Origin of the sequence: Bacillus sp. OV322 (assembly GCF_900112495.1) — a bacterium.
Taxonomy (GTDB): Bacteria; Bacillota; Bacilli; order Bacillales; family DSM-1321; genus Peribacillus.
The window spans coordinates 518,985-543,927 of sequence record NZ_FOMA01000001.1 but is presented as its reverse complement, the minus strand read 5'-3'; the positions used below and the strand labels follow the sequence as shown (position 1 = coordinate 543,927).

Sequence of the window (24,943 nt, the reverse complement as noted above, 5' to 3'; positions counted from 1 at the left end):
AATTAATCAATCTTATGGCTCTTTGGCAAAAGCAGCAGCAAGGCAAGGCTGACAGCAGCGAATATAAAGACAATCAAATAAACATGGTGAAGTGAAATTGTCAGCCCCTCCTGCAGGATATGCCTTAGTTTGTCCGGAATCTGCAGACGTTCTCTGGCGTTTAGCAAAGAATTAGCATCATCAATCGTCAGGGACTTGCGATCACTGTGGTGATTCAGATATGTTTGCAGAGTTCCATTCATGATGCCGCCTAACAGTGCTGCACCGATCGTATTGCCGAGGTTCCTCATAAAAAGATTAGAAGCAGTTGCAATGCCCCGCCGCTCCCATTCAACTGTATTTTGAATGAGGACAATAAAGGATGTGGATGTGAGCCCCATTCCAATTCCAATAAGAAATGTGCCAGATGCAGCCACCAGTGGTCCAAAAGAAGCCTTCATCAGTACAAGGACTGCACTGCCTGCAATTAAGGAAACCCCGCCAATAATGGAAGTATATTTAAATCCTATTTTAGCTAAAAGTCTTCCGGAAAGAGCCGAAGCAATGGGCCACCCAATGGACATGGAGGTTAAAGTAAAACCCGCCACAGTCGGGGACTTTTCCATCACTCCTTGTACGAAAGCCGGCAGGTAGCTGGATAATCCAATAATCATAATACCTGTAGTCAGAGAAACGAGATTTGCCAGCAGGATGGATTTTTCTTTCCAAATTTCAAACGGCATCATAGGTTCAGGAAAGTTTCGTTCTTGCCTGACAAATAAAAATAGGGCGAGCATCGCGAATGCCAAAAGAATAATAATCTTCCAGGAACCCCACTGCCAATGAACTCCGCCTTCCACCAGAATGATCATGACAGCGGAAATGCCGGCTGTCAGCAATGCAGCTCCGCCATAATCAATTTCAGGTTTTTTCTTACTAACATTTTCATGCAGAAACAAAACAAGCCCGATCATGGATAAAATGCCCAGGGGAATGTTAATCCAGAATACGAGCCTCCACGTCAGCGTCTGGACTAGAAGGCCTCCCAGTGCTGGTCCCATGACAGCTGATATTCCCCACACACTTGATAGGTACCCCTGTACTTTCGCACGTTCTTTCTTCTCATAAATATCTCCAATGATGGTGGAAGCAACCGGGGCGACAGCTCCTGCCCCGAAGCCCTGGATGAATCGGTATATAATCAGCTGATTCATCGTATGAGCAAATCCGCATAATATCGAACCTATTAAGAACACAATGATTCCAAAAATCAGAATCGGCTTTCTTCCAAATAAATCTGACAGCTTGCCATAAATCAGCACGGTAACTGCATTCATCAAAAGATACGATGAAAACACCCAGCTATAAAGAGAAAAACCTCCAAGATCGCTCACAATGGCCGGCATAGCTGTAGAAACGATGGTTCCCTCAATTGCATTCATGAACATAGCAAGCATAACAGCCGCAAGAACAAAACTGCGTCTTGTTTGCTTGTTTTCTTTTCCGGATTTATAAAATGAACCCCCCAATGCATGAGTCCCTCCTTACTTAATTATAATTTTTAAAAAAATGGCGGGCTGGAACAATAATGCGTGAATCCAGCGGAGCCGGCCGCTGCAGGAGGTGCGGCTCTCGGCAATAAATAAAACCAGCCCCCAACCGGGAGCTGTTTCCTGAATAGCTGGCTATTCTCGATAATGACGCCTAATCAAAGAGAACTCCTGCCGGCAGAAGACTGAACCATTCCTCAATCAGGGGTCACTTAATGCGTATTCTCTTTAAAATGGCCCTGCGTGTCAGGATACCTTCAAATACACCCTCATCATTTTCAACGCACACAAAAGGATGATCTATTAACAATTCCAGTCCCTTGCTGACTTTGTCGTCTATATGAAGCCTCGGAATGTCTCTATTGATAATTTCTGAAACCTTTTTATTTTCAAGTTCTTCAAATTCAATTCTCTGAAGTCCCATGATTGCATCCAAAATTACAGGTGTGCTGATCAGACCATGCAGCTTGTACATTGGATCTAATACGGGAATCGCTGTATATCCGCTTCTGGTTAAAACGAGCAGAGCATGCTCCAAATTATTGGCCACTTGCACATGTGCTACCCTTTCTGAAGAAATCATAAGGTCTTTAACACTTGAGTCCAATAAATCCCCATCATGTGTACCAATCATTTTAAAATCCCCTTACCTATATGTCTTTGTTTTTATCTTTACGCTATATAAGTGTACCATAGGCAGGGGAAACTTTCTTCTGGCAATACCTGATTTATTTATTCATTTACCAGGCTTTTTTTACCCTTTATCTGTTTTAATATTCCTCAATTCAAACCCGCACTGGCTGCATTGATAAATGACATTTTGATTGGACTGAGCGGTCAATACATGTTCTATTGCCCTTTCACTTCTGCACTTGGGACATCTGACAACAGGTGAATTCATAAACTTCCCTCCCTATTACCCGTTTTTGCGGGCAGTATACCCCATTAAAGGTTCGCTAGTCTTCAGGGAGACTAACGGCCGGATTGCTATCCATCGGCGCCTGAATGACAGGCCGTCCGCTGTATTCAATTTATAGGATGCAGTTTTCTATCACATCACATACATATATTTGGATTGGAACCGGCAAGAAGATTCAGTTGCTATAAAAAAAGCTGCAGCACAGTCTGGCGGCAGCTGAAAAAGACTTTTACAGTTTTGGTACTTTGGCTTGCCGATATCCTCTCAGCGGGAACATAAAAAGCCATACTTATTCCCGCTTGCGGTGTAAGTACGGCTTTTTTAGTATTGATAGGCAGATTTTTAATTAAGCCTGCAGCAAATCGAAAATTTCGATTGTAATCATATCAATATTATCAAATTGATATTTAGATGACTTGCTTTTTTCATTAAATACTTCCAATTCAAACATTTCTGTTTTGCTGAAATATGTAACCTGGCAAATTTTCACTCCATCTATTTCAAAAAAACGCTGAGCAGATTCTGTTTCCTTCGCTTGCTCCTGTAAACTTTTTAATCTGGTAAGAATGCCCTGTAACTGAGACATACTCCCTCTCCTTTCTGAATAAAACCTTATCGATAGGTTTCACTATATCATATATTTCTATCCAATAACCATAACGAATTAAATTCAGAATTATCCGAAACGTTTTATTTACATGGCCATAGTATCAGCATAAAATAAGGAAGAGATTTTGTACATTAAAAATTCAAAGAAGGTGATGGATTTTGTCTAATATTAATATGATTGATGATAGAATCACTTTGATAGATGGATATGATTTAAACATCCCAAACAGGACAGGCACTTATGTAATACGAGAAAAAAAGCTTGCACTCGTTGAAACTTCTGCAAGCCCATCAATTCCCCGTATATTGGAGGGCTTATCTGAAATCGGTATATCTCCTTTAGACATAGACTATATAATTATTACCCATATTCATCTGGACCATTCAGGAGGGCTCGGTCTTTTTCTCAAATACTGTCCAAAAGCCAAAGTCATTGTTCATAAAAAAGGAGCCCGCCATCTTGAGGATCCTGCACGACTGATTGAAAGCGCAAAAAGTGTTTATAAAGGCGAATTCAGTAAATTGTTCGAACCTATACTGCCGATTCCCCATGACGCTATCTTAATTAAAGATGACAAAGAAACTCTTAAGCTTTCAGAATCCTGCACATTTACATTTTATGACACACCAGGGCATGCCAGCCATCACTTGAGCATACATGATTCCGTTTCCAATGGAATGTTCACTGGAGACACAGCAGGTATATTTTATAGCGAATTACTGGAATTGAGTATTGAATTTTACCTTCCTTCCACGTCGCCAAACCAGTTTAATCCCGATGCAATGCTTAAGGCTCTTCAGCTTTATGAAGTTCTTGGAATTAATAAAATTTACTTTGGACATTTTGGAAACTCCAATAATCCTACACATGTGTATGCACAAATAAAACATTGGCTTCCTATATTCCTTTCTGCAGCAGAAACCTCTTACTCCTCTGATAAAAGCATGGACGAGCAGGCTTCACAAACAGCGGCGGTGCTGTTTCGCCAAATAAGCACCCATCTTCAGGAAAAGGGAGTTCCTGCTTCACATCGGGTGTTTGATATTCTTAAACTGGACTTAAAAGTAAGCGCACTGGGAATGGCAGATTACTTTATCAAGATCCATGGCGGCCAAAAAGGGTCGGTATTATATGTTCATGATTAAGCCATGGCAGTTTGTATCTTAGATAAACAGCAAACTTGGACAATTACAGACTGTTTTCTTTTAAAAAACACAAAACCGCTATATACTATTTATACGATGAAACTTGGAGGTAATCATGAACGACATTATCCTGTTTACGCAGCCTGACTGCCCTCCCTGTAAGATTATGAAGATGTTTTTACAGGAAAATCAGATTTCTTTTATAGAAAAAAATATTAAAGAAGATGCTGCCAGCATGAAAGAGCTGACAAAAAAATACGGCTCTTATTCTACACCGACCATTGTGATAAACGGCCAGGCAATTATCGGCTTTGAGATTGATAAAATTAAAGAGACACTCTCCCTGGCCTAATGTGTTCTGTAAGACGGCCCCATTATGAAGTAAGGTTGATTTGAACGCATTGTGCGAGACTCCTGCTTAGATGCGGAAAGCGGATTCTGAAACTGAAATCAGCCACCTTGTTTCATAGCAGCAATGGTGACGAAAACAGCAAGAAAATAAACAAGCAATCCCCCCATCATTTGCGGGGGATTGCTTGTTTATTTGGCTGCAGCCGGCAACTTTCTGTTATTAATGGAAATAGAGCTGACCTTCCATTTACCTGAAATTTTCTCCATCTTTACAGTTTCATAATGGGGGGTATATGATACAGGCCCTTCACCTGCCTGCATCTTTTCCTGCACATATTTTATGCTGTGATTCTGGTTTTCAAACACCTTTGTTTTAGTTCCATAGCTAAAGAATGGAATATAATACTCGGCATTATCCGAACCTAATGCTGCATATCCCCCTTTTACCTTTACTACATTTTGCTTCATGAATTTTTTAATAACATCTTCCGTAAAATATCCCTGCAGAATATCATGAATTTCTTTTTTAGTTCTTGGTTTTTCACTAATGGAAACTTGTTTGTTAAAAGCTTCCTGCACGATTCCAAAGGTATTGTTATTATGTACCTTGCCCTTTGCCCCGGCACTGCTGAAGGATAATGCCATTGCGATTAGAGCGGCCGTAAAAAGTAAAAAGTATTTTTTCACATAAATCACTCCCCGTATAGATTCGCTATATGCATTGTACTTGGTTCTTACTCATTCAATACCCTTCCTCTGCAGCAGAAAACCGAATAAAAGCTGGGAAAATAATGAAAAAAGAGACTCCGCCAAGAAGTCTCTTTTTGAAAAATCCGTTTATCCCTTTAACCGGCAGCAGTCTTCAAATTTCTGTATCCTCAAGCAGTTAACAGGGTTATTTAAAAGAAAAATACATGATTAATAAGCCCATCAGAAGGAAAAAAACAATAAAGGCAATAAAAACCGGATTGCGGAAATAAGGGTGGCTTTGAACCTTTTCATCTACTGATCCATCATATTGGTTCACTGCTTTTTGCGTTCTGGCGATTACAAGCGTGTAATAAATCGAATAAACGATAATCCCCGCTGCCGCGATGCATAAAATCCAAATAAACGTGCTCAAGCGCATTTCCTCTCCATTCATTTCTTTTGGTTAGAATGGCACATTTTTATGGCTTTTATTCCACATACGGCTTTTTTATAAAAGTTCCTCATTTTCATATAAATAGTCATAAGATAAGTCCAAAAATAAATAATGGCTGCCATCTAGAGGATAAGAAAATGTCCTGATCGTTTCACCGGTTTCAATATCGCTGTACAAATCAGATAATATTCCTTTTTTTTCATTTCTCATCCTGATAATATTCTCTAAAAAATACGGCCTCCAGCTCCAGTTTTTTTCAAGATACTCTTCTTGGACTGTCCATGAACCATCTTTTTTCAAAAAGTTAGCTGATTTCTGGTATCCTTCTTCATTGCAAATATATAAGCGGAAACACATTGACTCAAGCTTGACAGTCAAAGACTTTAATAAACTTTCATATGTAATGAATTTTTTATGTTTAGACAGGAGCAGCTGAATATCTTCATTGATTTTCAACGTTCTTTGATAAACAATCTCAAGCTTCCTCATTTCAAAAGAAATATATCGCTGGCTCTCTTCTTTTATTTTTTCTTTCAACAAATCTTTAGGTATAAATGAAGAACCGGGCAGGGCAAGGTAGCCTCCCTGATAATATCTTCCTCCATTTTTCAGCGCAAATCTGAGCTGATAGTCTCTGTCTATACTTTCAAACAACAGATTTGCCCCGATTTTCCTTGCAAGTATCCCTAACGAATAAAGCGTGATCTGCATGGCATCACTGCCGGATTTCTTTAGCTCTTCAAGGCTCACAACAAGAATATGGGGGGAAATAAGCGCAAACCTGTCAAGCAGCCTTTCTTCACCAATATGCTTAAGAGATATTTTAATTCCATAGGTTTTATAATAAGTTAGCACGTGCAAAAAAGAGTCAAACGCCTCTGTATGCTCCCTGTCAGTTAATTGCAGGACAACTCTTGAATATTGGGCGGGAGCCAGGCGGTTTTTTATAATCTCTAAAAAAGATTCACCATGGTCGCTCATAAGCTGTCCAGGATCCCGGTTAATGAAAATCAAAAATTCTTCCTTCTCTGCCGCGATTATGTCCAGAGCTTTTTCGAGCAATTGGTTAGCCACTTCGTTTCTGTATTCTTCTGGAATGCTTTTGTCTTGAAAAAACGGATCCAGGCTTTGATAATCATTACCATTCTGATAGCTGCCAAGAATTTCATAACCGCAAACCATATGCTCATCAGCACTGAAAACAGGCTGAAAAAAAGGCTGTATTCGCTCAGGATGGGTTATTATTTCATCTGCATCCATGATGTGCTCCCCCTTTTTTTAAGTACATTATGAAAAAATTATATCACTTGAAAGCCAGTATGGGTTACTAAATCATTTACATATTTGATTTGCTAAAACTTCCATAAAAGCGGGTTTGCCTGCAAGCAGAATCAATCAGACATTACGGCAAAAAACCATGTCCAGCATGTGAACATGGTTTTTTAAGCTATAATGTTTATGCAGTTTTTCGTTAACTTTGCCGAGATGGAACATGGCGGCTGATTTCCGCTTCAGGATGTTCACTTTCCCGGGCACCTTTCTATCCAAGCAAACCGATTAACAAAGAGCCTGTGGTTAAAACGGGAAAAATAATGGAATAGTGAAAATCATGATAATCCCGATTAATATTTGGAGCAATATGCCAATCAATGCGAAATCCTTAAGCCTGTATTCACCTGCGGTCATGACCAGTGCATTGGTAGGAGATGCGACAGGCGTTGTAAATGCCATGCTCGCAGCTACTGCAACAGACATTAAAATCGGGTCGGGGCTGTAGTGCATATTAATGGCGCATGTAAAGGCAATAGGCGCAATTATAATAGCGGTAGCAGCATTTGAAACAAATTGCCCCAAAAGCATCGTCAATAAATAAAAACCTGCCAAAACGCCGTACGGACCTAGATCACCCAGGGATTTTTCCAGCCAGGTGCTTATCATTAATAATCCGCCCGTCTTTTCCAATGCCCCAGAAAGCGGAATCAATGCTCCAATAAGGATTACTGACTCCCATTGCACTCTCTGATAGGCTTCTTCAATTGACCTTACACAGCCTGTTACAATCATCAGAAATGCGGCTGAAAGAACGGCAATAGTCGGCGAGATAATATCAATGGACAAAAAGAGAATCATGAGCCCGGTAATAACAGCAGCCATTAACACCTTTCCAGCCGAGTAAGGGCTCCTGTCACTTTCTTCCGGGGCACTCCCAATTACGATGATATCCTGTAAATCAGCAGATATTCTTTCTATATTTTCCCATCTACCATGAATGAGAAGTGCATCTCCAGGATTAAGCTGTTCATTTCCTGCATCAGCCTGAATATATTCTCCCTTCCGGTTAATGGCAAGAACGCTGCACTGATATTTTTCCCTAAAATGGATATCACGCAATGTCTGGTTTTCATAATCTGAATTCGGCATGATCAAAATTTCTGTCAGTCCGAATTCACTGCTTGCAAAATGGCTTTTTATCTGCTCTGTATTAAAATGCTTTAACTCTAGTTCATAGTCCTTTGCGAGGCGGCATACATCATGTTCTGAACCAAAAACTAAAATAATATCTTCAGGATGGAAGATTTCATCTGCACTTGCCGACAAAGTATCCTCTTTTACTGAGGCATCGGAACCGGATTTTTCTTCATTTTCCCTTTTGATTTCAATTACGGTAATTTCATACTTTTCCGGAAGCTTCAGGTCGGAAAGTCTTTCTCCAACCAGGTCAGAATGTGCCGGGATATGGAGGTAATGCAGCCTGTCATAAATTTTATACATACCGGCAAGTTCTCCAGCTGAAAGCCCTTTTATCCCGCTACCGGCTGGTGCAGACCGGTCAGGAAGCAGTTTTCTTCCTGCTGCAAGCATAAATATAAGCCCTGCTGCAAGGATAATTAATCCAATCGGAGTAAAATCAAAAAATTTAAAACCGTCAAAACCATTTTTCTTCAGTACTGCATCCACGATCAAGTTTGGAGGTGTCCCGATCAATGTCAGAACTCCGCCCATGCTGCTTGCATAGGCAATGGGAATCAAAAAACGCGACGGACTGGCTTTCTGCTTTATCGCCATGCTCATGACAATCGGAAGCAAAATGGCCACGATTCCTGTTCCGCTTAATAATCCGCTTAATATGGCAGTGGTAATCATACTAATGATAAGAAGTCTGAGTCTGCTTCCCTTGCTCATTTTGATTACCTGTGAGCCAATCACTTCAGTCAGTCCTGTATTAAAAATTCCGGCACCAACGATATAAAGGCCGGCTATCATGATTACCACAGAATTCGAAAATCCTGATAAAACTTCATCAGGCGTCAATATACGTGTTAAACCCAGCGCCAACAAGGAGGCTAAGGCAATTAAATCGGCTCTAAATTTTCCATGGATAAGGAAAACCAATGTAAAAAAAAGTATAATCATTGTTAAAAACAATGGCAGAGTCATCATTCTGTTACCCCCGTATAGGTGTTCATCAATAAAGCAAGAATGAAATCTTCCTGTAAAGATTGCACTCCTTTTTCTATCTATTTTTCTGGTTCGTTTCAATCATATTAAAAAAATACTATATTCTGCTTATTCTGCACATAGTTTGTTATTATTAGGAAAACAGTATATAAAAGATAGGCGGAGAATAAAAGAACCTATCTTTCTATATTTTTCCGCCAAAAACACACCTGTCCTCATCGCAGGCATTGAAAATGCTAAGCATTAAAAAGGAAAAACCATTTTACAAAAGCTCTTTTGATTTTGAGATGTGAGGCATACTGGAGGTAAAACCTGGCTCTCATTTCTCCAGAAATACTTTATGAGCAATTGTGCAGATTTGCCTTTTTTTTATCGCCGGAACTCAAGTTCCCATGCTATGGAGATAATATAAAAAATTGCGTGCAGCCGTATTATATATAGTACCGTTATTTATGATTTCAACAAACAGTATAGTTAGTAATTATATTATCAAAAGCCTCTGTATGCTTTCCCAATATCTTTTTGTTTATCTGTCTGGATAAAGAGTTTCTGAAACATTCTATTTGCATTTATATAAATTATATCATTCTACAAGCATTCTAAGTACATCTTTCATATTTTACCTTAAACTTCTATCTTTTAGTTAAAATATGTTTTACTTCACCGGATTTTCATCAGGCCCTTTAAAACCATACCATTACAGCAATGCTGCAGCAACTGCCAAAACGGCCGTTTCAGGGTCTTCAAGTACAGTTTACTTTCCCCTAAAACATATAATACAGGCTCCAAATAAACAAAACACCATACACTGTAAGGAATAAGAGAAAAAGGAGGTTAACCCATGCAACAGCAATTTTATCCATCAAATCATATAAACAATCCTTATTCCTTTTACTCTCGCAATGGACAATATCAGGATCAAAGATTTTTTCCCCTGCTGCCATTTGTAGCAGGACTTGCCATTGGGCCATTATTATTCCGCCCTTTTGCACGTCCATTTTATCCGCCTTACCCGCCAATACAGCCAGGCTATCCATTCCCTCCATATCCTGCTTATCCTCCTTACCCGGGATATCCGCCTGTTTACGGCAGCCAGGCTGGCGTGACAGAAAATATTAACATTTATAATCAGCAAAGATAAACGAAGCCGAAAATTTTTCGCTCAAGTAATTTTCCCCGCGGGATGGCCGGGCACGCCTGTAGTCCTTCTGCCGCTTCTCCCGCATAGCCGCTGCACTCAGTTTTGGTTAAACCTTTTGAGGTTTTAATTAGCAAGCCTGAAAAAAGTGAAACTTTCCATCAAGTTTCACTTTTGCTGTGCGAGAACCACATTTCCTGCCTGCCATATTTTTATCCTCATGAGCTTGAATAAGAACCGGCCGTTTTTTTCCTGCATTCTTTTATTTTCCTTCTTTTTTGGAAATGGTATAATATGTACTGCATGCTAAAAGCTACTTTAGGAAAGGAGTTTCCCTATGAACCAGAATAAAGGGCAAACTGACGACAATGACCATGCGGAGGCCAATTCTCTTGCCCAGGCTATCTTCATAATAAATAAACATGCAAAAACTGCTCCGGAGCCAAAACTGCTATATGAATTGAAGCGCCTTTCTTTAAATAAACTCCTTAGTGAGGGAAAGGCAAAAAAAATGGGTCTTCATTTCTCTGATCATCCAAAATTTTCAGCACAGCAGTCGGATGTTATTATCAGTTGCGGAGAATATATTTTCCACCTGCCCCCGACAAGGGAAGACTTAAAGACTTTGCCTCATTTAGGCAGCAGATCGCAATCTGTCAGAAACCCAAAAACCGTCCTTTCCTTAAATCGGGCAAAACAAATACTGCAGGCATATATAGGACAAGCCGCCTGCAATGCACTAAATAAAAAAGACAGCCACAAACGCCCTGCCGGCCAAAAGACAAATTCAAAAAAGTCATTCCAGAACACCTTCCCCTCCTCATTTTTAGGAAAGGGATTTAAGTATTAAAGCACCGGGATCCCTTTTCTGCATCTCCTAGCAATCAATACTTCTAAAACGATTTCATTTGCCAGCAAATCAAAAACGCCCAAAGAACAAATATGTCCTTTGGGCGTTTTTGATTTCCTTTTCTCTTGGATGTACAAATTACAGGATTAACTGATCAATAAGGCCAATTAATTCTGCAATTTCCGGCTTGCTCACTTGTGCATCTGCTCCAACCATGTTTCCTTTATGCAATAAATCATCTGTAATTAGTGAAGAAAATATGATAACCGGCAATTTTTTCAGCTTGCTGCTTTCCTTAATTCTTTTGGTAAAATGATGTCCGTCCATTTGCGGCATCTCAACATCTGTCAGAACCAATTGAACACTTGTTTCAATGTCCCCGCCTGTTGACACAATTTCCTCCAGATATGATAGTGCATCCTGGCCATTCTCAAAGAAGTCAATATTATGAAAGCCCGCTTCGCTTAGCGTATCCTGCAAGAGCTTTCGCAATAATGCCGAATCCTCTGCTACAACAATCTTTTTATTAGATCGTTCACGGGTTCCCAGCTTCCTCACCTGCTGAATGTTAATTCCAGACTCCGGATTGATGTCAACCACAATTTTTTCAAAGTCCAATAGCAGGATCATTTCACTATTTAACTTTATGACTCCGATAATCTGGCTGTCCAGTCCCTGATACATATTAGAAGGCTTTTCAATCTGATTCCATGAAATCCTATGTATCTGTGTCACATTATGTACATGAAAAACAATCTTCTGTTTATTAAATTCCGCTACAATAAATTTATCTTGGGCGGGGTTATCTGAGCCTTTAAATCCGAGGGCTTTTGCCACATCAATTATAGGCAAAACTTCGCCTCTTAGTTCAATGATTCCCTCAACATGACCATGTGCATGGGGAATTTCAGTAATGCTTACCGGATTGATAATTTCCTTTACTTTTATAACATTAATCCCGAATTTATTTTTCCCTATGGAAAATTCAACGATTTCCAGTTCATTTGTTCCGCTTTCAAGAAGAATTCCTTTATTGCTTTCCATATCTCCCTCGCCTTTCCTGCAGCTAAATCTCTTTATAGGCTCTTGCCAGCTGCGGTATTCCATTTTATCTATTTTATGAATTTCTTGGTTCTCTATATTAATGTCGGCAATCTTCTGTATTTGTTTAATGCCGCAGAAAAAGCAGACTGCATATGCAATCTGCTTTTTATTCTACCTGCAGCAATTAATGATTTGTTCTTGATGATGCAAATCATGCGAAGCAAAATCCGCCAAGTATTCTCTTAGAGTCAGGCTATGTTCCCCAATATAAAATGGCGCATCCAGCATATCATCAGATTGCCTGTTAACAAACTCTTTCATTTCCTCTCTTATCTCGAGGAGTTTATTTAATAGTTCTTCTTTTGAAATGCCGCTTGCAGCAAACTTTTCTGCTTCCTTATTAAACTCTTGAAAATCAGGATACGGACTAAGCTTCGCATTCTTTTCAATGAATGGAAACCGTTCGTGAAGGGAAAATGTATCCCAGAAATAAATGTGGCTGATAATGGCTGCAGGCGGCCATTTCCCTTCTGAAACAGGGGTTATCCATTCTGTTTCATCCATTTCCTTTAAGCTTTGGAGCCACTCGGAATATTTCGTATAATGATCAGCAATCCCGTTTCTATCCACAAGATCCCTCCATTTTCTTCTAATGGCCCTGCAGTACCTAATGACATCAACTCCGGGATTTCACTACAACCGTTCCGGCAATTAAGTCATGCAGTGACTGCTTTTTTTCAGTAAAAGCTGCCATAATATAGCCAATATAAAAAATGCCAGACAAATACATAGCAAAAAACCTGCCGAAAGCTCTCCAAAAAGATATTCTTTTCCCTTCCAAATCCGTCACTTTCAGGCCTATTAGCTTCTTGCCCAAGGTCGCCTGCCACTTTGAAGAATGCATAAAAGAAAAATATAAAGTGACTGCGATAAGCGTAATAAGGAATAATATAATCATTCCAATTATTATGGCTGCTGAATCGGAATCTGAGAGTGGTTCATCAAAAAATCCGTTTGCGGCCCCCATTATTACCATAGTAATGACAAAATAAATGGCATAAACCGGAATGCCGACAATGATTCCGTCAATCAGATAAGCAGCTGCCCGAATCCAAAATCCTCCAAACTCTTTCTTTTCTTCATGCTTCGTTAGTTCTGCAAATTCCATGGTCCACCTCCAGAGTTTTTTTCATTCTCTAAAAATATGAAAATATATCAAGCTAGATTATAACAAATTTTTACAAAATTCCGCAACTCCCACCTTCCATATTTAACACCTTGAGTAAAGAGATAGAAAAAAGCAGAACTTGAGGATCCTAATTGGTAGGCTCTTTCTCAAAAACCGTTGTTACTTTCGAGGCAAATCCGTTGTTAAAGCAGGTTGATTGGAGCGTAAGGTGCGGAGACTCCTGCGGGATCTGCGTGACAGCTGAGACCCCGCAGACGCAAGTCGAAGAGGCCAGCGCACGCCCCGCGGAAAGCGGAGCATCCTGTAGCGGAAATCAACCCCTTGTTCAGACAGCAACAAAGCTTACGAAAACAGCCTTTCTTAAAGATCGTCGTTATTTAAATAAGTTATCGGGGCAAATCCATTGTTAAAGCAGGTTGATTGGAGCGTAAGGTGCGGAGACTCCTGCGGGATCTGCGTGACAGATGAGACCCCGCAGACGCAAGTCGAGGAGGCTCAGCGCACGCCCCGCGGAAAGCGGAGCATCATGTAGCGGAAATCAACCCCTTGTTCAGACAGCAACAAAGCTTATGAAAACAGCCTTTCTTAAAGATCGTCATTATTTAATAAGTTATCGGGGCAAATCCATTGTTAAAGCAGGTTGATTGGAGCGTAAGGTGCGGAGACTCCTGCGGGATCTGCATGACAGATGAGACCCCGCAGACGCAAGTCGAGGAGGCTCAGCGCACGCCCCGCGGAAAGCGGAGCATCCTGTAGCGGAAATCAACCCCTTGTTCAGACAGCAACAAAGTTTACGAAAACAGCCATTTGCAGAAAACTTGGTTGCTGTTCGTATGTTTAATAGTTTTGGTTCACCCGAAGGCTATGATTATTTATCTGACGTCAGATCTTTCGGAGATACCTTAATGAGTTGTTTCCAGTAAGAAAAAGGGCCCTTAGAATAAAAACAGACCATCAAGTTATTACAAAACTTGATGGTCTGTTTGTCATGCATATTTTAACTTTGTGACAGGTGACAAAATCCTTTAAACTTCTGACCTGCTTTTATCCTGCATCATCTTCTGTTTAAACCTTTTTTTCTTTTTCTTCTTCCAGATCCCAGCCAGCCTCTTTTTACGAAGTACAAAAACATGCAAAGCGCAATTCCAAGCATAACGGCCCATACGAGATAATAGCCATAATGCCAATCCAGCTCTGGCATATTTTTAAAATTCATTCCGTAAACTCCTGCAATGAATGTCAGAGGCATGAATATGGTCGTTATGACGGTCAAGGTCATCATGGTGGTATTCATGTTATTGGAGTTCAGCGACAAATAGCTGTCTCTGATGTCTGATGAAAAATCCCGGTAGGATTCAAGCATTTCAGCAAGCTTCAGCAGATGATCATGCACATCATTAAAATAAAGATGCTGTTCTTTCAAATAGCTTAGCCGTTCAGAATGAGTCATCCTGTACAGCATATCCCTCATCGGCAAAATGGTTTTTCTTAATTTTGACAAATCTGCCCGGAGGTCAAATAATTGATCCATCAGTTCACTGACCGTATCGTTCTTGGTGTTATCTTCAATTTCATTCAATTCTGTTTCCATTTTATATACAGGGGGAAAATATTCATCCACCGTTTTATCAATTAATGAATGCATCAAGAAAAACGGGCCCCTTTTAAGACTTTTGCTGTCCTGCATGCTTTTCCAGGTAGCTTCCAGTTCCGGAACAGGCTCCTTATGAAACGTTACAATAAAATTTTCCCCGACAAACATATCCAATTCTACTGCACTAAGCTCCTTCTGTTCAAGAGAATGTATGACCAGAAACTGATAATCTTCGTAAAAATCCATTTTTGGGCGCTGATTGAAATTATCCATACAATCCTCAATGGCCAAAGGGTGAAAATGATAGAAATCTGTCAGCATTTTCATTTCCTGCTCATCAGGATTATAAAAATCCGCCCAATGCCACTGAATATTATTATCTTTTACATCTTCCAATGATGACCCAAAAAGGGGTTCATGATCATTTCCGATTCTGCATATTCGTATCACAATATCATATCCTCAGTAAAAAATTTGCTCATGCTCTAAGTATCAATACCAATGCCTACTTCATTATAGTCAAAAATATTCCTTCTGGAAAGCTGTGTATATATCAATGGTATTCAGCTGCCGTTAAATGATAAAATGAATGAAAGAAAAGGAGGCACCACTGCTTATGGAACATTTACTCAATCCACTTGTCAAAGAAATAGAGATTTCCGGAATCAGAAAATTTTACAATATGGTAGCCCACATTGAAGGCACTCTTTCATTGACACTTGGCCAGCCTGACTTTCCGACTCCGGCGCATATTAAAGAGGCCGCTAAGCTTGCCATCGACCAGGATTACACTGTTTATACACATAATGCCGGATTCATCGAACTAAGAGAAGCCGCATCACAATATGTACAAAAGAAATATCAGCTAAAGTACAAGGCAGACGATGAAATCATTGTCACAGCCGGTGCCAGTGAAGCCATTGACATTGCCTTCAGGACAATTCTTAGCCCTGGATGTGAAGTCATCCTCCCGGGTCCTGTTTACCCTGGGTATGAACCCCTCATTAAAATGTGCGGCGCAAGCCCCATATATGCAGATACAAGGTCCAGCGGTTTTCGTTTGACTGCAGAAATCATCCAATCGTACATAACAGAAAACACCCGCTGCATTGTCCTTCCCTACCCGTCTAATCCAACCGGTGTAACGTTAAGCAGGGAAGAACTGCAATCCATCGCTGAACTTGTAAAAGGCCGTGATATATTCATTCTGGCTGATGAAATATACAGTGAGCTGGTTTATGAACAAAAACACTCCTCAATCGCGGAGTTCCTAAAGGATCAGACCATTCTCCTTAATGGATTATCCAAATCCCATTCCATGACAGGCTGGAGAATTGGCTTTTTATTCGCACCTGCTTCCATTTGCCGGCATATCTTAAAGGTCCACCAATATAATGTAGCCTGCGCATCTTCAGTTTCCCAAAAAGCTGCGATTGCCGCACTGACAGAGGGCTATAATGATGCACTGCCTATGAAAGAAGAATACTCTAAAAGACGGGAATATGTATTCCAGCGTTTAGTTGACATGAATCTTGAAATCGTTAAGCCAGACGGTGCCTTTTACTTTTTTGTCAAAATCCCGGCAAATTACGATACTTCATTGGCTTTTTGTCTTGAACTTGTTGAAAAAGCAAAAGTCGCAGTTGTTCCCGGGGATGCGTTTTCTCCGATGGGTGAAGGATATTTCCGCATATCCTTCGCTTATTCATTAGAAACGTTAAAAACAGCTCTGGACCGAATGGAAAACTTCCTTTTGAAATAAGCCCAGCTGCAGGAAATCAAGCTTCATAATAGAAAAAGCATACTGCCATGGGCAGCATGCTTTTTCTTTTCATTCAAACCCCCTGCTTTGCCTTAGTTTGCACAAAATTACCTCAAAATTCATTTCCAGTACTTATATAATGCCTGTGTTCCGCTGTTTTCCTCACCATCACGAGAAAGCTTTTCATAAAGTGATTCTGCAAGAGAAAGACCGGGTACTTCCATGTCCATCCTTTTTGCTTCCTCTAAAGCGATTTTCATATCTTTAATAAAATGCTTAATGAAAAATCCAGGTTCAAAATCTCCCTTCACCATTCTAGGTGCAAGGTTAGACAATGACCAGCTTCCGGCAGCTCCTGTGGAAATGCTTTTTAACACAGTTTCCGGATTAAGCCCTGCCTTTTTTGCATAAACAATTGCTTCCGTGACTCCAATCATATTGGAAGCAATGGCAATCTGATTACACATTTTTGTATGCTGTCCTGAGCCCGCAGGTCCCTGATATACAACATTTGTGCCAAGCAAATCAAAAATTTGCTTCATTTCCCTGAAGTCTTCTTCATCACCGCCAGCCATGATAGCCAATTTTGCATCCCTTGCCCCAATATCTCCTCCCGAAACAGGTGCATCCAGAGCTTTCAGCCCTTTACTCTTTGCTGCATGATAAATCTTTTCAGCAAGCGATGGAGTCGAAGTGGTCATGTCAATCAGATAAGTGCCTTCTTTAGCATTTGCGACGACCCCGTCTTTACCTAAGTAAACCTCTTCTACATCTTGAGGATACCCTACTATAGAAATAATCACTTCTGCCTTTTGGGCAAGTTCTCCTGGAGACCCAGCCCATTTTGCGCCTTTTGCGAGAAGCTCCACCGCTTTCTCCTTGCTCCGGTTATAAACGAACAGTTCAAACCCTGCGTCCAGCAAGTGGCGTGCCATGCTTTTCCCCATAACTCCAGTTCCAATAAACCCTATTGCTGTAATTTTTTTATCCAAACCCATAATGCCAGCTCCTATATCAAACGTTATATTTATCATGATGTTAAATCGATTTCACCATGCCGCCATCCACTAAGAATGCCTGTCCGGTCATATAGGTATTTGCTCCTGATACTAAGAAAGCAGCAAACCTCGCGAACTCCTCCGGCTCCCCGTAGCGTCCCAGCGGAATGGAGGATAACATGGTTTGTTTCATTTCTTCAGCGCTGATTCCCTTTTTATCTCCATTGATTTTATCAAGCTGAGCAACCCGGTCTGTCGCAATCCTTCCCGGACCGACAGTGTTGATAAGGATATCATGTGGTGCAAGCTCTGCTGCCAGAGTCTTGGCCAAGCCCACAATTCCTGTTCGGAAGGTATTCGACAAAGCCATTCCCTGCAGGGGTTCCTTGATGGAAGATGAAGCTATATTGACAATTTTTCCGCCATTCCTTTTCAGGTGCGGCAGACTCTCCCTAATGATCCGTATGTAACTCAATAAATTCAGCTCGAACGCATTCTGCCAGTCTTCATCTGATAACTCTTCAAACGATCCTGCGGGAGGGCCTCCGGCATTATTTACCAAAATATCCAATCCTCCGAACTCAGTTACAGCAGCCTTCACCATAGCGCTGATATCTTCAGCTTTGGTGATGTCAGTTTTAATATAAGCTGCCCTGCCATATCCCAGCCTATTGAGATCTTCAGCAAGCCTGGCAAGTTTCTCGCCATTTCTGCCTGTCAGCATCACATTTGCTCCCTCTTTTAGCAGTTCCTCCGCAATTGCCTTTCCCAGCCCCTGGCTTGAAGCTACAACAAGAGCAGTTTTATTAGTTACTTGTAAATCCATCTTTCATCCTCCCCTTTCAGAAATTTGAATTTTTCTTTATTATTATACTTCTTATTTTGTCTGCAGTGAAAAATCTGCACTTCTCTGTTTAAAAAAAAAGAACCGATGGAGATATAACTCCATCGGTTTAAAAAGGGGGAAATGAGAATGTCAGCTGCTTAATGTTAGCTTAACAACTGTGCTTGCTCTTTATATACCCTTTTTAGGAAAGGATAAACATTTATTTAAAAAATTTTAAGGTTTAATTTATCCTTTTTGTGCTCAATTTTCCCGGGGATCCATGACCCGCTGCTTTTTTACAGCAAGTCCAAATCGGCATTATTGTGTTACAGCTTCAGTTACTGCAGCTTTAACGCTGTCATTTGTATCCATGCCAAGAACAGATTGTGCAAGTTTTTCCATATCTGACTTGTTAAGCTTGGAGATCAATGACCTTGCTTTAAGAATGGAAGTTGCACTCATAGAGAACTCATCCAGCCCTAAACCAAGCAATACTGGAATTGCAATTTCATCTCCAGCCATTTCTCCGCACATCCCTGCCCACTTTCCTTCTTTATGGGCAGCATCGATAACCATTTTAACAAGGCGCAAAATTGCCGGGTTGTACGGCTGATACAAATAAGAAACTTGTTCATTCATACGGTCTGCAGCCATAGTATACTGAATCAGGTCATTTGTTCCGATGCTGAAAAAGTCAACTTCTTTTGCAAAGGTGTCAGCCATAACAGCTGTCGATGGAATTTCCACCATGATTCCGACTTCAATTGTTTCGGATACCTTTACACCGCTGTCTTTAAGCTTTTGTTTTTCTTCTTCAAGGATGGCTTTTGCATCGCGGAACTCACCAAGAGTGGCAATCATCGGGAACATGATCTTCAGGTTGCCGAACTGGCTAGCACGGAGCAATGCACGAAGCTGAATCCGGAAAATCTCCTGTTCGTCCAGGCACAGACGTATGGCCCGGTACCCAAGGAATGGATTCATTTCTTTAGGAAGATTCAGGTATGGAAGTTCCTTATCGCCGCCGATATCCAGTGTACGGACGACAACTGGCTTTCCGTCCATACCTTCAAGCACAGCTTTGTATGCTTCAAACTGTTCTTCTTCAGTTGGCATTTGGTCTCTGCCCATATATAAGAATTCAGTCCGGTATAAGCCAACACCTTCTCCGCCATTGTTTACAACGCCGGTTAAATCCTTAGGTGTTCCAATGTTTGCCACTAGCTCAACATGGTGCCCATCAGCAGAAACTGTTTTTTCATTCACCAGTTTTGCCAATTCAGCCTTCTGCTTTTCATATGCTTCCATTTCGGATTCATATCTTTTAACTAGTTCTGGAGTCGGATTGATATGTACTTCGCCATTCAAGCCGTCAACAATGATCAGGTCTCCATTTTGGATAATATCCGTTGCTTCTTTTGTGCCTACTACTGCCGGAATTTCCATGGAACGTGCCATAATGGCAGAATGGGAAGTCCTGCCGCCGATATCCGTTGTAAAAGCCTTCACATATTGGCGGTTTAATTGCGCAGTATCGGATGGAGTCAAATCTTTAGCAATGACGATAACTTCTTCCTGGATCATGCTTGGGTTCGGAATTTGGACTTGAAGTAGATGTGAAAGAATCCGCTTTGTAACATCGCGGATATCTGCAGCACGTTCTCTCATGTACTCATTATCCATTTGTTCGAACATCGTTACGAACATATCAGCCGTTTCTTTTAAAGCAAACTCTGCATTTATGTTCTCACTCTTAATTTTATCTTCGATTGGAGAAATAAGCTCCGGATCGCCAACCACAAGCAGATGCGCATCAAAAATGGCAGCTTTGTCTGCTCCTAAGTCAATTTCAGCTTTGTCACGGATGCTTTGCAATTCTGTTTTTGAGGTTTCAACAGCAGTTCTGAAACGGCTTACTTCTTCATCTGCACTATCGATTGATTGCTTTTTCACGGTAAGATCGGGCTCAATTAATCGATAGGCTTTAGCGATAGCAATGCCGTTTGATGCGGCTATGCCATTCAATAGTGTTGACATTATTCAGCCAAACCTTCTTTTTTCAATGTTTCTTCAAGAGTATTTAGTGCATCCTGTTCGTCGCTGCCTTCTGCTGAAATTGTGATGTCAGAATCTTTGCCTACACCAAGGGACATAACACCCATGATGGATTTAAGGTTTACTTTTTTGCCTTTATACTCAAGGTGGATTTCAGAATCATATTTGCCTGCTGCCTGTACCAGCAAAGTTGCCGGGCGTGCATGAATACCTGTTTCTGCAATTACATGAAATGTTTTTTCTACCATTCTAATCAATCTCCCTTTTATTTGTATGGTTTAATAAATGTTTCATTTACTGAACAACATGAATTTCTGTTATTTACAGCTTTCCCGCCATTAGAAATTCTATGTTATAAAGTAAACAAGTGTGCCTATGGAAATGAAAGCATTTCCATAGTTTGCGGAACTATAAAATAATACTTATCATTCATCAGAATAGCATTCCTTTGGCTTTCATACAATCATTAGGCTCACTTTTCATGATAAAAAGAGTACACAATATTCAACCTAAAATCAACTAATTTGCAGCAAAAATCAATCATAAGATAATTCAGAAAACCCTCAGGAAGTCGTTTATAATATTAAAAAAGGTCATCTTTGGCGGAAATAGAGCGGCAGCATAGTGTGACATTTTAGAAAAGAAAAAATATACCGCTTTATTATTCACTTTCCCTTTTCAATAAGTTACTATAATTTTACATATATCAGTTTCACTATTCCCAAACACACAGCCTTTCGGGGGATATGGAAATTGATCAGGCTGCCCCTGGCCTGACGATATCTGGAGGTGTACCATGAAATATAATAGAGAAGAATCCTTCCGTTTTAACTTCAATCCCCCTTTTCCGGGTCACTTTACCATAACTAGGATGAATGGACTCCAAGGCATGAGCAAGATGGGGAAAATGGAAATTCTGGATCTCAGTCCGGGCGGAGTTAAGTTTCAATCACATCTGGAGCTGCCCGTTAATCAGGACACAGCGTTTTCCCTTTCATTTACATTGAATGAAGAAAATGAACTAATTCTTCCAGGCAGCATCATTTGGAAGCAAAAAAAATTGAATCACTATCATTATGGTTTCGATATTGCCGAAGACGCAGAGAAAAAAGATATGATCATTCAGGAATTAAAAAAATTCCGTAAGAGCCGTTTATGAAAGAGATAAACCTGGCTCTTTTTTAATGGAATCGCACAGTTAATGTATGTAGTTGATTTTCTTCTGCTAAAGGGCAGGATAGTTGAAGAACAAAGAGGATTTCCATACAAATTATAGAAACTATTCAAATCATATTTTATGAGTTCAAGGGGGTTAATTATGTGGGAGAAAAATTTCGTACAGACATCTAGAGGAGAATTTGAATTCTTTACTCAAGGAAGTGGAGAAGCTCTTTGTATTACCCATTTGTATAGTGAGTTTAATGAATTAGGTAACTATTTTGCAGATTCCTTTGTAAAGCATTTTAAAGTGTATTTGATTAATTTAAAGGAAGCTGGTAACTCTAATAAAGTTTCTTATGACGACGAACTAAGTATGAGTGAAAGTGTAAAAGATTTGGAGGCAATTAGAGAAGCACTAAATTATAAACAATGGAGTTTTGCAGGACATTCAACTGGGGGAATGTTAGGATTAGTTTATGCTGTAATGTGCCAAAATTCTCTTGAAAAGTTATTAATTGGAGGTGCAGCATCTTCTAAGCAGTATATGGAACATGAAGGAAGTATGTATTGTCCTAAATGTCCTTTAAATAAACAATTAAAGGAGATTTTCTCAATATTAAAATCTTCAACTTCAACTAAAGAAGAGAGAAGAGAAGCTAGTAGGGAATGGACAAGTATGTCATTACATAGTCCTGAAAGATGGGATGAATACTTCTCAAAACCGAGTAGTGGGAAAGTTGTGCAAAAGAGATTAGACTACTATTCGTTTAAAGACCTACCCAATTTTGACATCCAAAGCAAGCTGACAAATGTAACAATCCCTACGATTGTTTTCTGCGGAAAATACGATGCACAATGCCCTTTGGTTTTTTCTGAAGAAATCAACGAAGGATTAAGAAACTCAAGATTGTATATTTTTGAAGAAAGTAATCACTCTCCATTTTTAGAGCAGAAAAATAAATTTGATGAAATGGTTTCTTTTTTCAATAGATTAACATTAAATTGTTGAACTGAGCCCAAAGTTAATTAAGGGGAAAAGACGCTGTCTTTTTTTCACTTTAGTTTGTGAAGAAATGTACATAAACTACAGGGTGTTGTAGCTTAAGAAGATGCCTACAAGAAGAACTCATAAATGGGTTCTTTCTTTTGATGAAATATCAACAAAAACGTTTAGCAGAGCCTATGGAATGACAAATAATCACAATTATCAGAATTCCATTAAAAAACTTGCTTTCTTCTCCTTTCACCCAGCAATTAGTTATTTAACACGAATGTTTTGTCTATTTTCACCCCATAACGCTGTCTATTTATCCTTTTTACCTTTTAGCCATTGCCGGGAAAACATAATAAAGTTATTTCACCCGGGAATAACCGAAGAGTGCACTCTTCAAAAAGGCGAAAATATGGATGAATTTACAGCACTTTGCAGCCAATATACTCCAATGATTCACAGCATTATCCGACAGTTATCCATCTACAAAAATAAAGAAGACTATTTCCAAATCGGCCTCATTGCATTATGGGAGGCAGAAGAAAAATTTTCTGCAGAAAAAGGCTCCTTCCTAAGCTTTGCTTATTCAATGGTGAAAGGGCGTATACTTAATGAATTAAAAAAAGAGGCCAGGTTTGACTCCCGCTTTACACCTGCCAGCGCTGAACTGTTAAATGAAGTTAGCGCAGTTTTCCATGATCATCTGCTTGAAGAAGAGATTTTATTAACCTACTGCGAATCTCTTACAGCAAAGCAGGCATCATGGGTTCTGCTTTCATTTAAAGATAACCTTACAATCCAGGAGATTGCAAAAATTACAGGCTCCTCAGCCAGCGCCGTTAAATCATGGAGAAAATCAGCATTGAACAAGATAAAAATGGACTTATCACACGAAAAAAGATCTTCGGCTGCTGATTTTTCATAAGTACCCATTAATAACTTCCATCAGGCAGTGATTTCTCTGAAAGTTATAGCCGATAAAAAAAGCCGTCCATCGCCGGGACCCGAATGTAATTTTGAAAATGAAATACATTCGGTCACGGCCTGGACAGGCTGTTATATTATTTCTTAAGTATTTTTCCGTTGACTATTTTTACACCATAAGATATCGATTGGAGATTGCGCCAGACATTTTTCTTTGCAGAAGAACTTTGGGCAATGATTTTATCTTTCTTGATATAGTATGGGGAAAAACTCATATAGATGGATGATTTACTCAAATGCAAATGAAGCAGACCTGTTTGGGCAGCTGCCCCAGTGACATAATCAGGAAACAGGAAGTTCCCCAAAGAGTATGCAATTGGCTTGCCTTTATAATATTCGAACCCCTGCAGGACATGCGGATGGCTCCCTATTACTCCATCAGCGCCTGAGTTGATCATTTTCTTAGCCCATTCTCTTTGATAAGGCTCTGGCTTCTTATTTTTTTCAACACCCCAATGAATGTAAACAAAGACATAATCAGCAGATTTCTTTTCTCTTTTAATCACTGAATCTATGACATTGATATCATACCCGCTGGCAATACCTGGCCGTTTAGCTTGTGCCATCCAGCTCGTATCAGGCAGTACCCTTGAAAAAGCCAAAAACTTAACCTTAGCCCCGTGCACGACTTGTGTATATGCACGATAAGCTTCCTTAGAGCTATTACCTGCTCCAATATAGGGTAGTTGATACTTTTTAAGATTGTTCATGGTATCTGTCAGGCCTGCCCTTTTATAATCCATTGAATGATTATTTGCCAGAGAAACCAAGTCAAAACCCGAATTCTTTAAGCCGGTTAATGCTTTGGGATCAGACTTAAACGTATATTGCTTCACATTTTTATCTTTTCTTGTTGTGATTGCTGTTTCTAAATTAGCAATAGCAAAACTGCTTTGTGCAACCTCATTTTTCACTTGCTGAAAAGGATAAGATGCACCCTTTTTATTAATTGTGGTTTTGACCGACCAATCCATCATGACATCGCCTGCAAATGTAATTCTCGTACTTTGGTTCACGGTCTTTGCCTGTGATTGAGCTGGCAGGTATCCAAACAGCAGCATCATCACTAAGCTTGCTGCTGTCAACTTACTGAAAGAAAAAGCCATTCCGTATTCCCCCTTTAAACTATTACAATTGTAATATAAGGAAATACTGAATAATGTCGAACTTTGTCAGGGGTTATTTTTAATTTTC

General features: G+C 39.9%; 25 protein-coding genes. 8 read left to right on the top strand and 17 right to left on the bottom strand.

Annotated elements, in window-relative coordinates; genetic code table 11:
• Window positions 1-2: 2 nt before the first annotated feature.
• The 4 genes from BM126_RS02710 to BM126_RS02695 form a co-directional block, all read right to left on the bottom strand.
• Entirely contained in the window at window positions 3-1,436 is a 1,434-nt protein-coding gene (locus BM126_RS02710; protein ID WP_090988403.1) for an MDR family MFS transporter, read from the bottom strand.
• Between the two features lie 301 nt (window positions 1,437-1,737).
• Window positions 1,738-2,163 (bottom strand): cyclic-di-AMP-binding protein CbpB, encoded by a 426-nt coding sequence (gene cbpB, locus BM126_RS02705; protein WP_071351706.1) that lies wholly within the window; start codon window positions 2,161-2,163, stop codon window positions 1,738-1,740.
• 120 nt (window positions 2,164-2,283) lie between these two features.
• Window positions 2,284-2,430: a hypothetical protein gene (locus BM126_RS22150; protein ID WP_090987904.1), complete on the bottom strand. Its 147-nt coding sequence runs from the start codon at window positions 2,428-2,430 to the stop codon at window positions 2,284-2,286.
• 364 nt (window positions 2,431-2,794) lie between these two features.
• Window positions 2,795-3,034 (bottom strand): YkuJ family protein, encoded by a 240-nt coding sequence (locus BM126_RS02695; RefSeq protein WP_071351707.1) that lies wholly within the window; start codon window positions 3,032-3,034, stop codon window positions 2,795-2,797.
• A 182-nt stretch (window positions 3,035-3,216) separates the two neighbouring features.
• Between BM126_RS02695 and BM126_RS02690 the strand changes: the two genes are divergently transcribed.
• Entirely contained in the window at window positions 3,217-4,203 is a 987-nt protein-coding gene (locus tag BM126_RS02690) for an MBL fold metallo-hydrolase (RefSeq protein WP_256212958.1), read from the top strand.
• Window positions 4,204-4,318: 115 nt separating this feature from the next.
• Window positions 4,319-4,555: a glutaredoxin domain-containing protein gene (locus tag BM126_RS02685; RefSeq protein WP_090987902.1), complete on the top strand. Its 237-nt coding sequence runs from the start codon at window positions 4,319-4,321 to the stop codon at window positions 4,553-4,555.
• A gap of 188 nt (window positions 4,556-4,743) precedes the next feature.
• Here the strand turns inward: BM126_RS02685 and BM126_RS02680 are convergent, their stop codons facing one another.
• From BM126_RS02680 to BM126_RS02665, 4 genes are all read right to left on the bottom strand, one after another.
• Window positions 4,744-5,241 carry a DUF3993 domain-containing protein gene (locus tag BM126_RS02680; protein WP_090987900.1) on the bottom strand — a complete coding sequence of 166 codons (498 nt, stop codon included), beginning with the start codon at window positions 5,239-5,241 and terminating at the stop codon, window positions 4,744-4,746.
• 208 nt (window positions 5,242-5,449) lie between these two features.
• Window positions 5,450-5,677: a hypothetical protein gene (locus BM126_RS02675; RefSeq protein ID WP_071351711.1), complete on the bottom strand. Its 228-nt coding sequence runs from the start codon at window positions 5,675-5,677 to the stop codon at window positions 5,450-5,452.
• A gap of 75 nt (window positions 5,678-5,752) precedes the next feature.
• Window positions 5,753-6,958, bottom strand: coding sequence for an EAL-associated domain-containing protein (locus BM126_RS02670; protein WP_090987899.1), 1,206 nt, complete (start codon window positions 6,956-6,958; stop codon window positions 5,753-5,755).
• Between the two features lie 315 nt (window positions 6,959-7,273).
• Window positions 7,274-9,112: an SLC13 family permease gene (locus tag BM126_RS02665; RefSeq protein WP_256212957.1), complete on the bottom strand. Its 1,839-nt coding sequence runs from the start codon at window positions 9,110-9,112 to the stop codon at window positions 7,274-7,276.
• 886 nt (window positions 9,113-9,998) lie between these two features.
• On the opposite strand from BM126_RS02665, the gene BM126_RS22145 reads away from it, so the two are divergent.
• Together BM126_RS22145 and BM126_RS02655 are read left to right on the top strand one after the other, a co-directional pair.
• Window positions 9,999-10,298 carry a hypothetical protein gene (locus BM126_RS22145; RefSeq protein WP_090987896.1) on the top strand — a complete coding sequence of 100 codons (300 nt, stop codon included), beginning with the start codon at window positions 9,999-10,001 and terminating at the stop codon, window positions 10,296-10,298.
• 334 nt (window positions 10,299-10,632) lie between these two features.
• Window positions 10,633-11,145 carry a YkyB family protein gene (locus tag BM126_RS02655; protein WP_090987895.1) on the top strand — a complete coding sequence of 171 codons (513 nt, stop codon included), beginning with the start codon at window positions 10,633-10,635 and terminating at the stop codon, window positions 11,143-11,145.
• A 138-nt stretch (window positions 11,146-11,283) separates the two neighbouring features.
• Here BM126_RS02655 and BM126_RS02650 read toward each other — a convergent pair whose 3' ends face one another.
• From BM126_RS02650 to corA, 4 genes are all read right to left on the bottom strand, one after another.
• Window positions 11,284-12,189: a chemotaxis protein gene (locus tag BM126_RS02650; protein ID WP_071353580.1), complete on the bottom strand. Its 906-nt coding sequence runs from the start codon at window positions 12,187-12,189 to the stop codon at window positions 11,284-11,286.
• A gap of 171 nt (window positions 12,190-12,360) precedes the next feature.
• Window positions 12,361-12,819: a DinB family protein gene (locus tag BM126_RS02645; RefSeq protein WP_256212956.1), complete on the bottom strand. Its 459-nt coding sequence runs from the start codon at window positions 12,817-12,819 to the stop codon at window positions 12,361-12,363.
• A 46-nt stretch (window positions 12,820-12,865) separates the two neighbouring features.
• Entirely contained in the window at window positions 12,866-13,357 is a 492-nt protein-coding gene (locus BM126_RS02640; RefSeq protein WP_090987893.1) for an RDD family protein, read from the bottom strand.
• Between the two features lie 1,075 nt (window positions 13,358-14,432).
• The gene (gene corA / locus BM126_RS02630) at window positions 14,433-15,422 is read right to left on the bottom strand and encodes a magnesium/cobalt transporter CorA (protein ID WP_090987889.1); all 990 of its coding nucleotides are present in this window, start codon (window positions 15,420-15,422) and stop codon (window positions 14,433-14,435) included.
• 166 nt (window positions 15,423-15,588) lie between these two features.
• On the opposite strand from corA, the gene BM126_RS02625 reads away from it, so the two are divergent.
• Window positions 15,589-16,734, top strand: coding sequence for an aminotransferase A (locus tag BM126_RS02625; protein WP_090987887.1), 1,146 nt, complete (start codon window positions 15,589-15,591; stop codon window positions 16,732-16,734).
• A gap of 119 nt (window positions 16,735-16,853) precedes the next feature.
• Here the strand turns inward: BM126_RS02625 and BM126_RS02620 are convergent, their stop codons facing one another.
• From BM126_RS02620 to BM126_RS02605, 4 genes are all read right to left on the bottom strand, one after another.
• Entirely contained in the window at window positions 16,854-17,768 is a 915-nt protein-coding gene (locus tag BM126_RS02620; RefSeq protein WP_256212955.1) for an NAD(P)-dependent oxidoreductase, read from the bottom strand.
• 4 nt (window positions 17,769-17,772) lie between these two features.
• A complete protein-coding gene (locus tag BM126_RS02615; protein WP_090987883.1) occupies window positions 17,773-18,558 on the bottom strand; it encodes an SDR family oxidoreductase in 786 nt (261 codons plus the stop codon).
• Between the two features lie 318 nt (window positions 18,559-18,876).
• Window positions 18,877-20,595, bottom strand: coding sequence for a phosphoenolpyruvate--protein phosphotransferase (ptsP, locus tag BM126_RS02610; RefSeq protein ID WP_090987881.1), 1,719 nt, complete (start codon window positions 20,593-20,595; stop codon window positions 18,877-18,879).
• Window positions 20,595-20,861 carry a phosphocarrier protein HPr gene (locus tag BM126_RS02605; protein ID WP_071349921.1) on the bottom strand — a complete coding sequence of 89 codons (267 nt, stop codon included), beginning with the start codon at window positions 20,859-20,861 and terminating at the stop codon, window positions 20,595-20,597. The genes ptsP and BM126_RS02605 overlap by 1 nt, the downstream gene beginning before the upstream one ends.
• Before the next feature lie 548 nt (window positions 20,862-21,409).
• Between BM126_RS02605 and BM126_RS02600 the strand changes: the two genes are divergently transcribed.
• The 3 genes from BM126_RS02600 to BM126_RS02590 all read left to right on the top strand — a co-directional run bounded on the left by BM126_RS02600 (window position 21,410) and on the right by BM126_RS02590 (window position 23,690).
• The gene (locus BM126_RS02600; protein ID WP_090987879.1) at window positions 21,410-21,772 is read left to right on the top strand and encodes a PilZ domain-containing protein; all 363 of its coding nucleotides are present in this window, start codon (window positions 21,410-21,412) and stop codon (window positions 21,770-21,772) included.
• Window positions 21,773-21,931: 159 nt separating this feature from the next.
• A complete protein-coding gene (locus tag BM126_RS02595; protein ID WP_090987878.1) occupies window positions 21,932-22,783 on the top strand; it encodes an alpha/beta fold hydrolase in 852 nt (283 codons plus the stop codon).
• Window positions 22,784-23,177: 394 nt separating this feature from the next.
• Window positions 23,178-23,690 (top strand): sigma-70 family RNA polymerase sigma factor, encoded by a 513-nt coding sequence (locus BM126_RS02590; protein WP_090987876.1) that lies wholly within the window; start codon window positions 23,178-23,180, stop codon window positions 23,688-23,690.
• A gap of 136 nt (window positions 23,691-23,826) precedes the next feature.
• On the opposite strand, the gene BM126_RS02585 is transcribed toward BM126_RS02590, so the two are convergent.
• On the bottom strand, window positions 23,827-24,855 hold the full coding sequence (locus tag BM126_RS02585; RefSeq protein WP_256212954.1) for a CapA family protein: 1,029 nt from the start codon (window positions 24,853-24,855) through the stop codon (window positions 23,827-23,829).
• Between the last annotated feature and the right edge of the window lie 88 nt (window positions 24,856-24,943).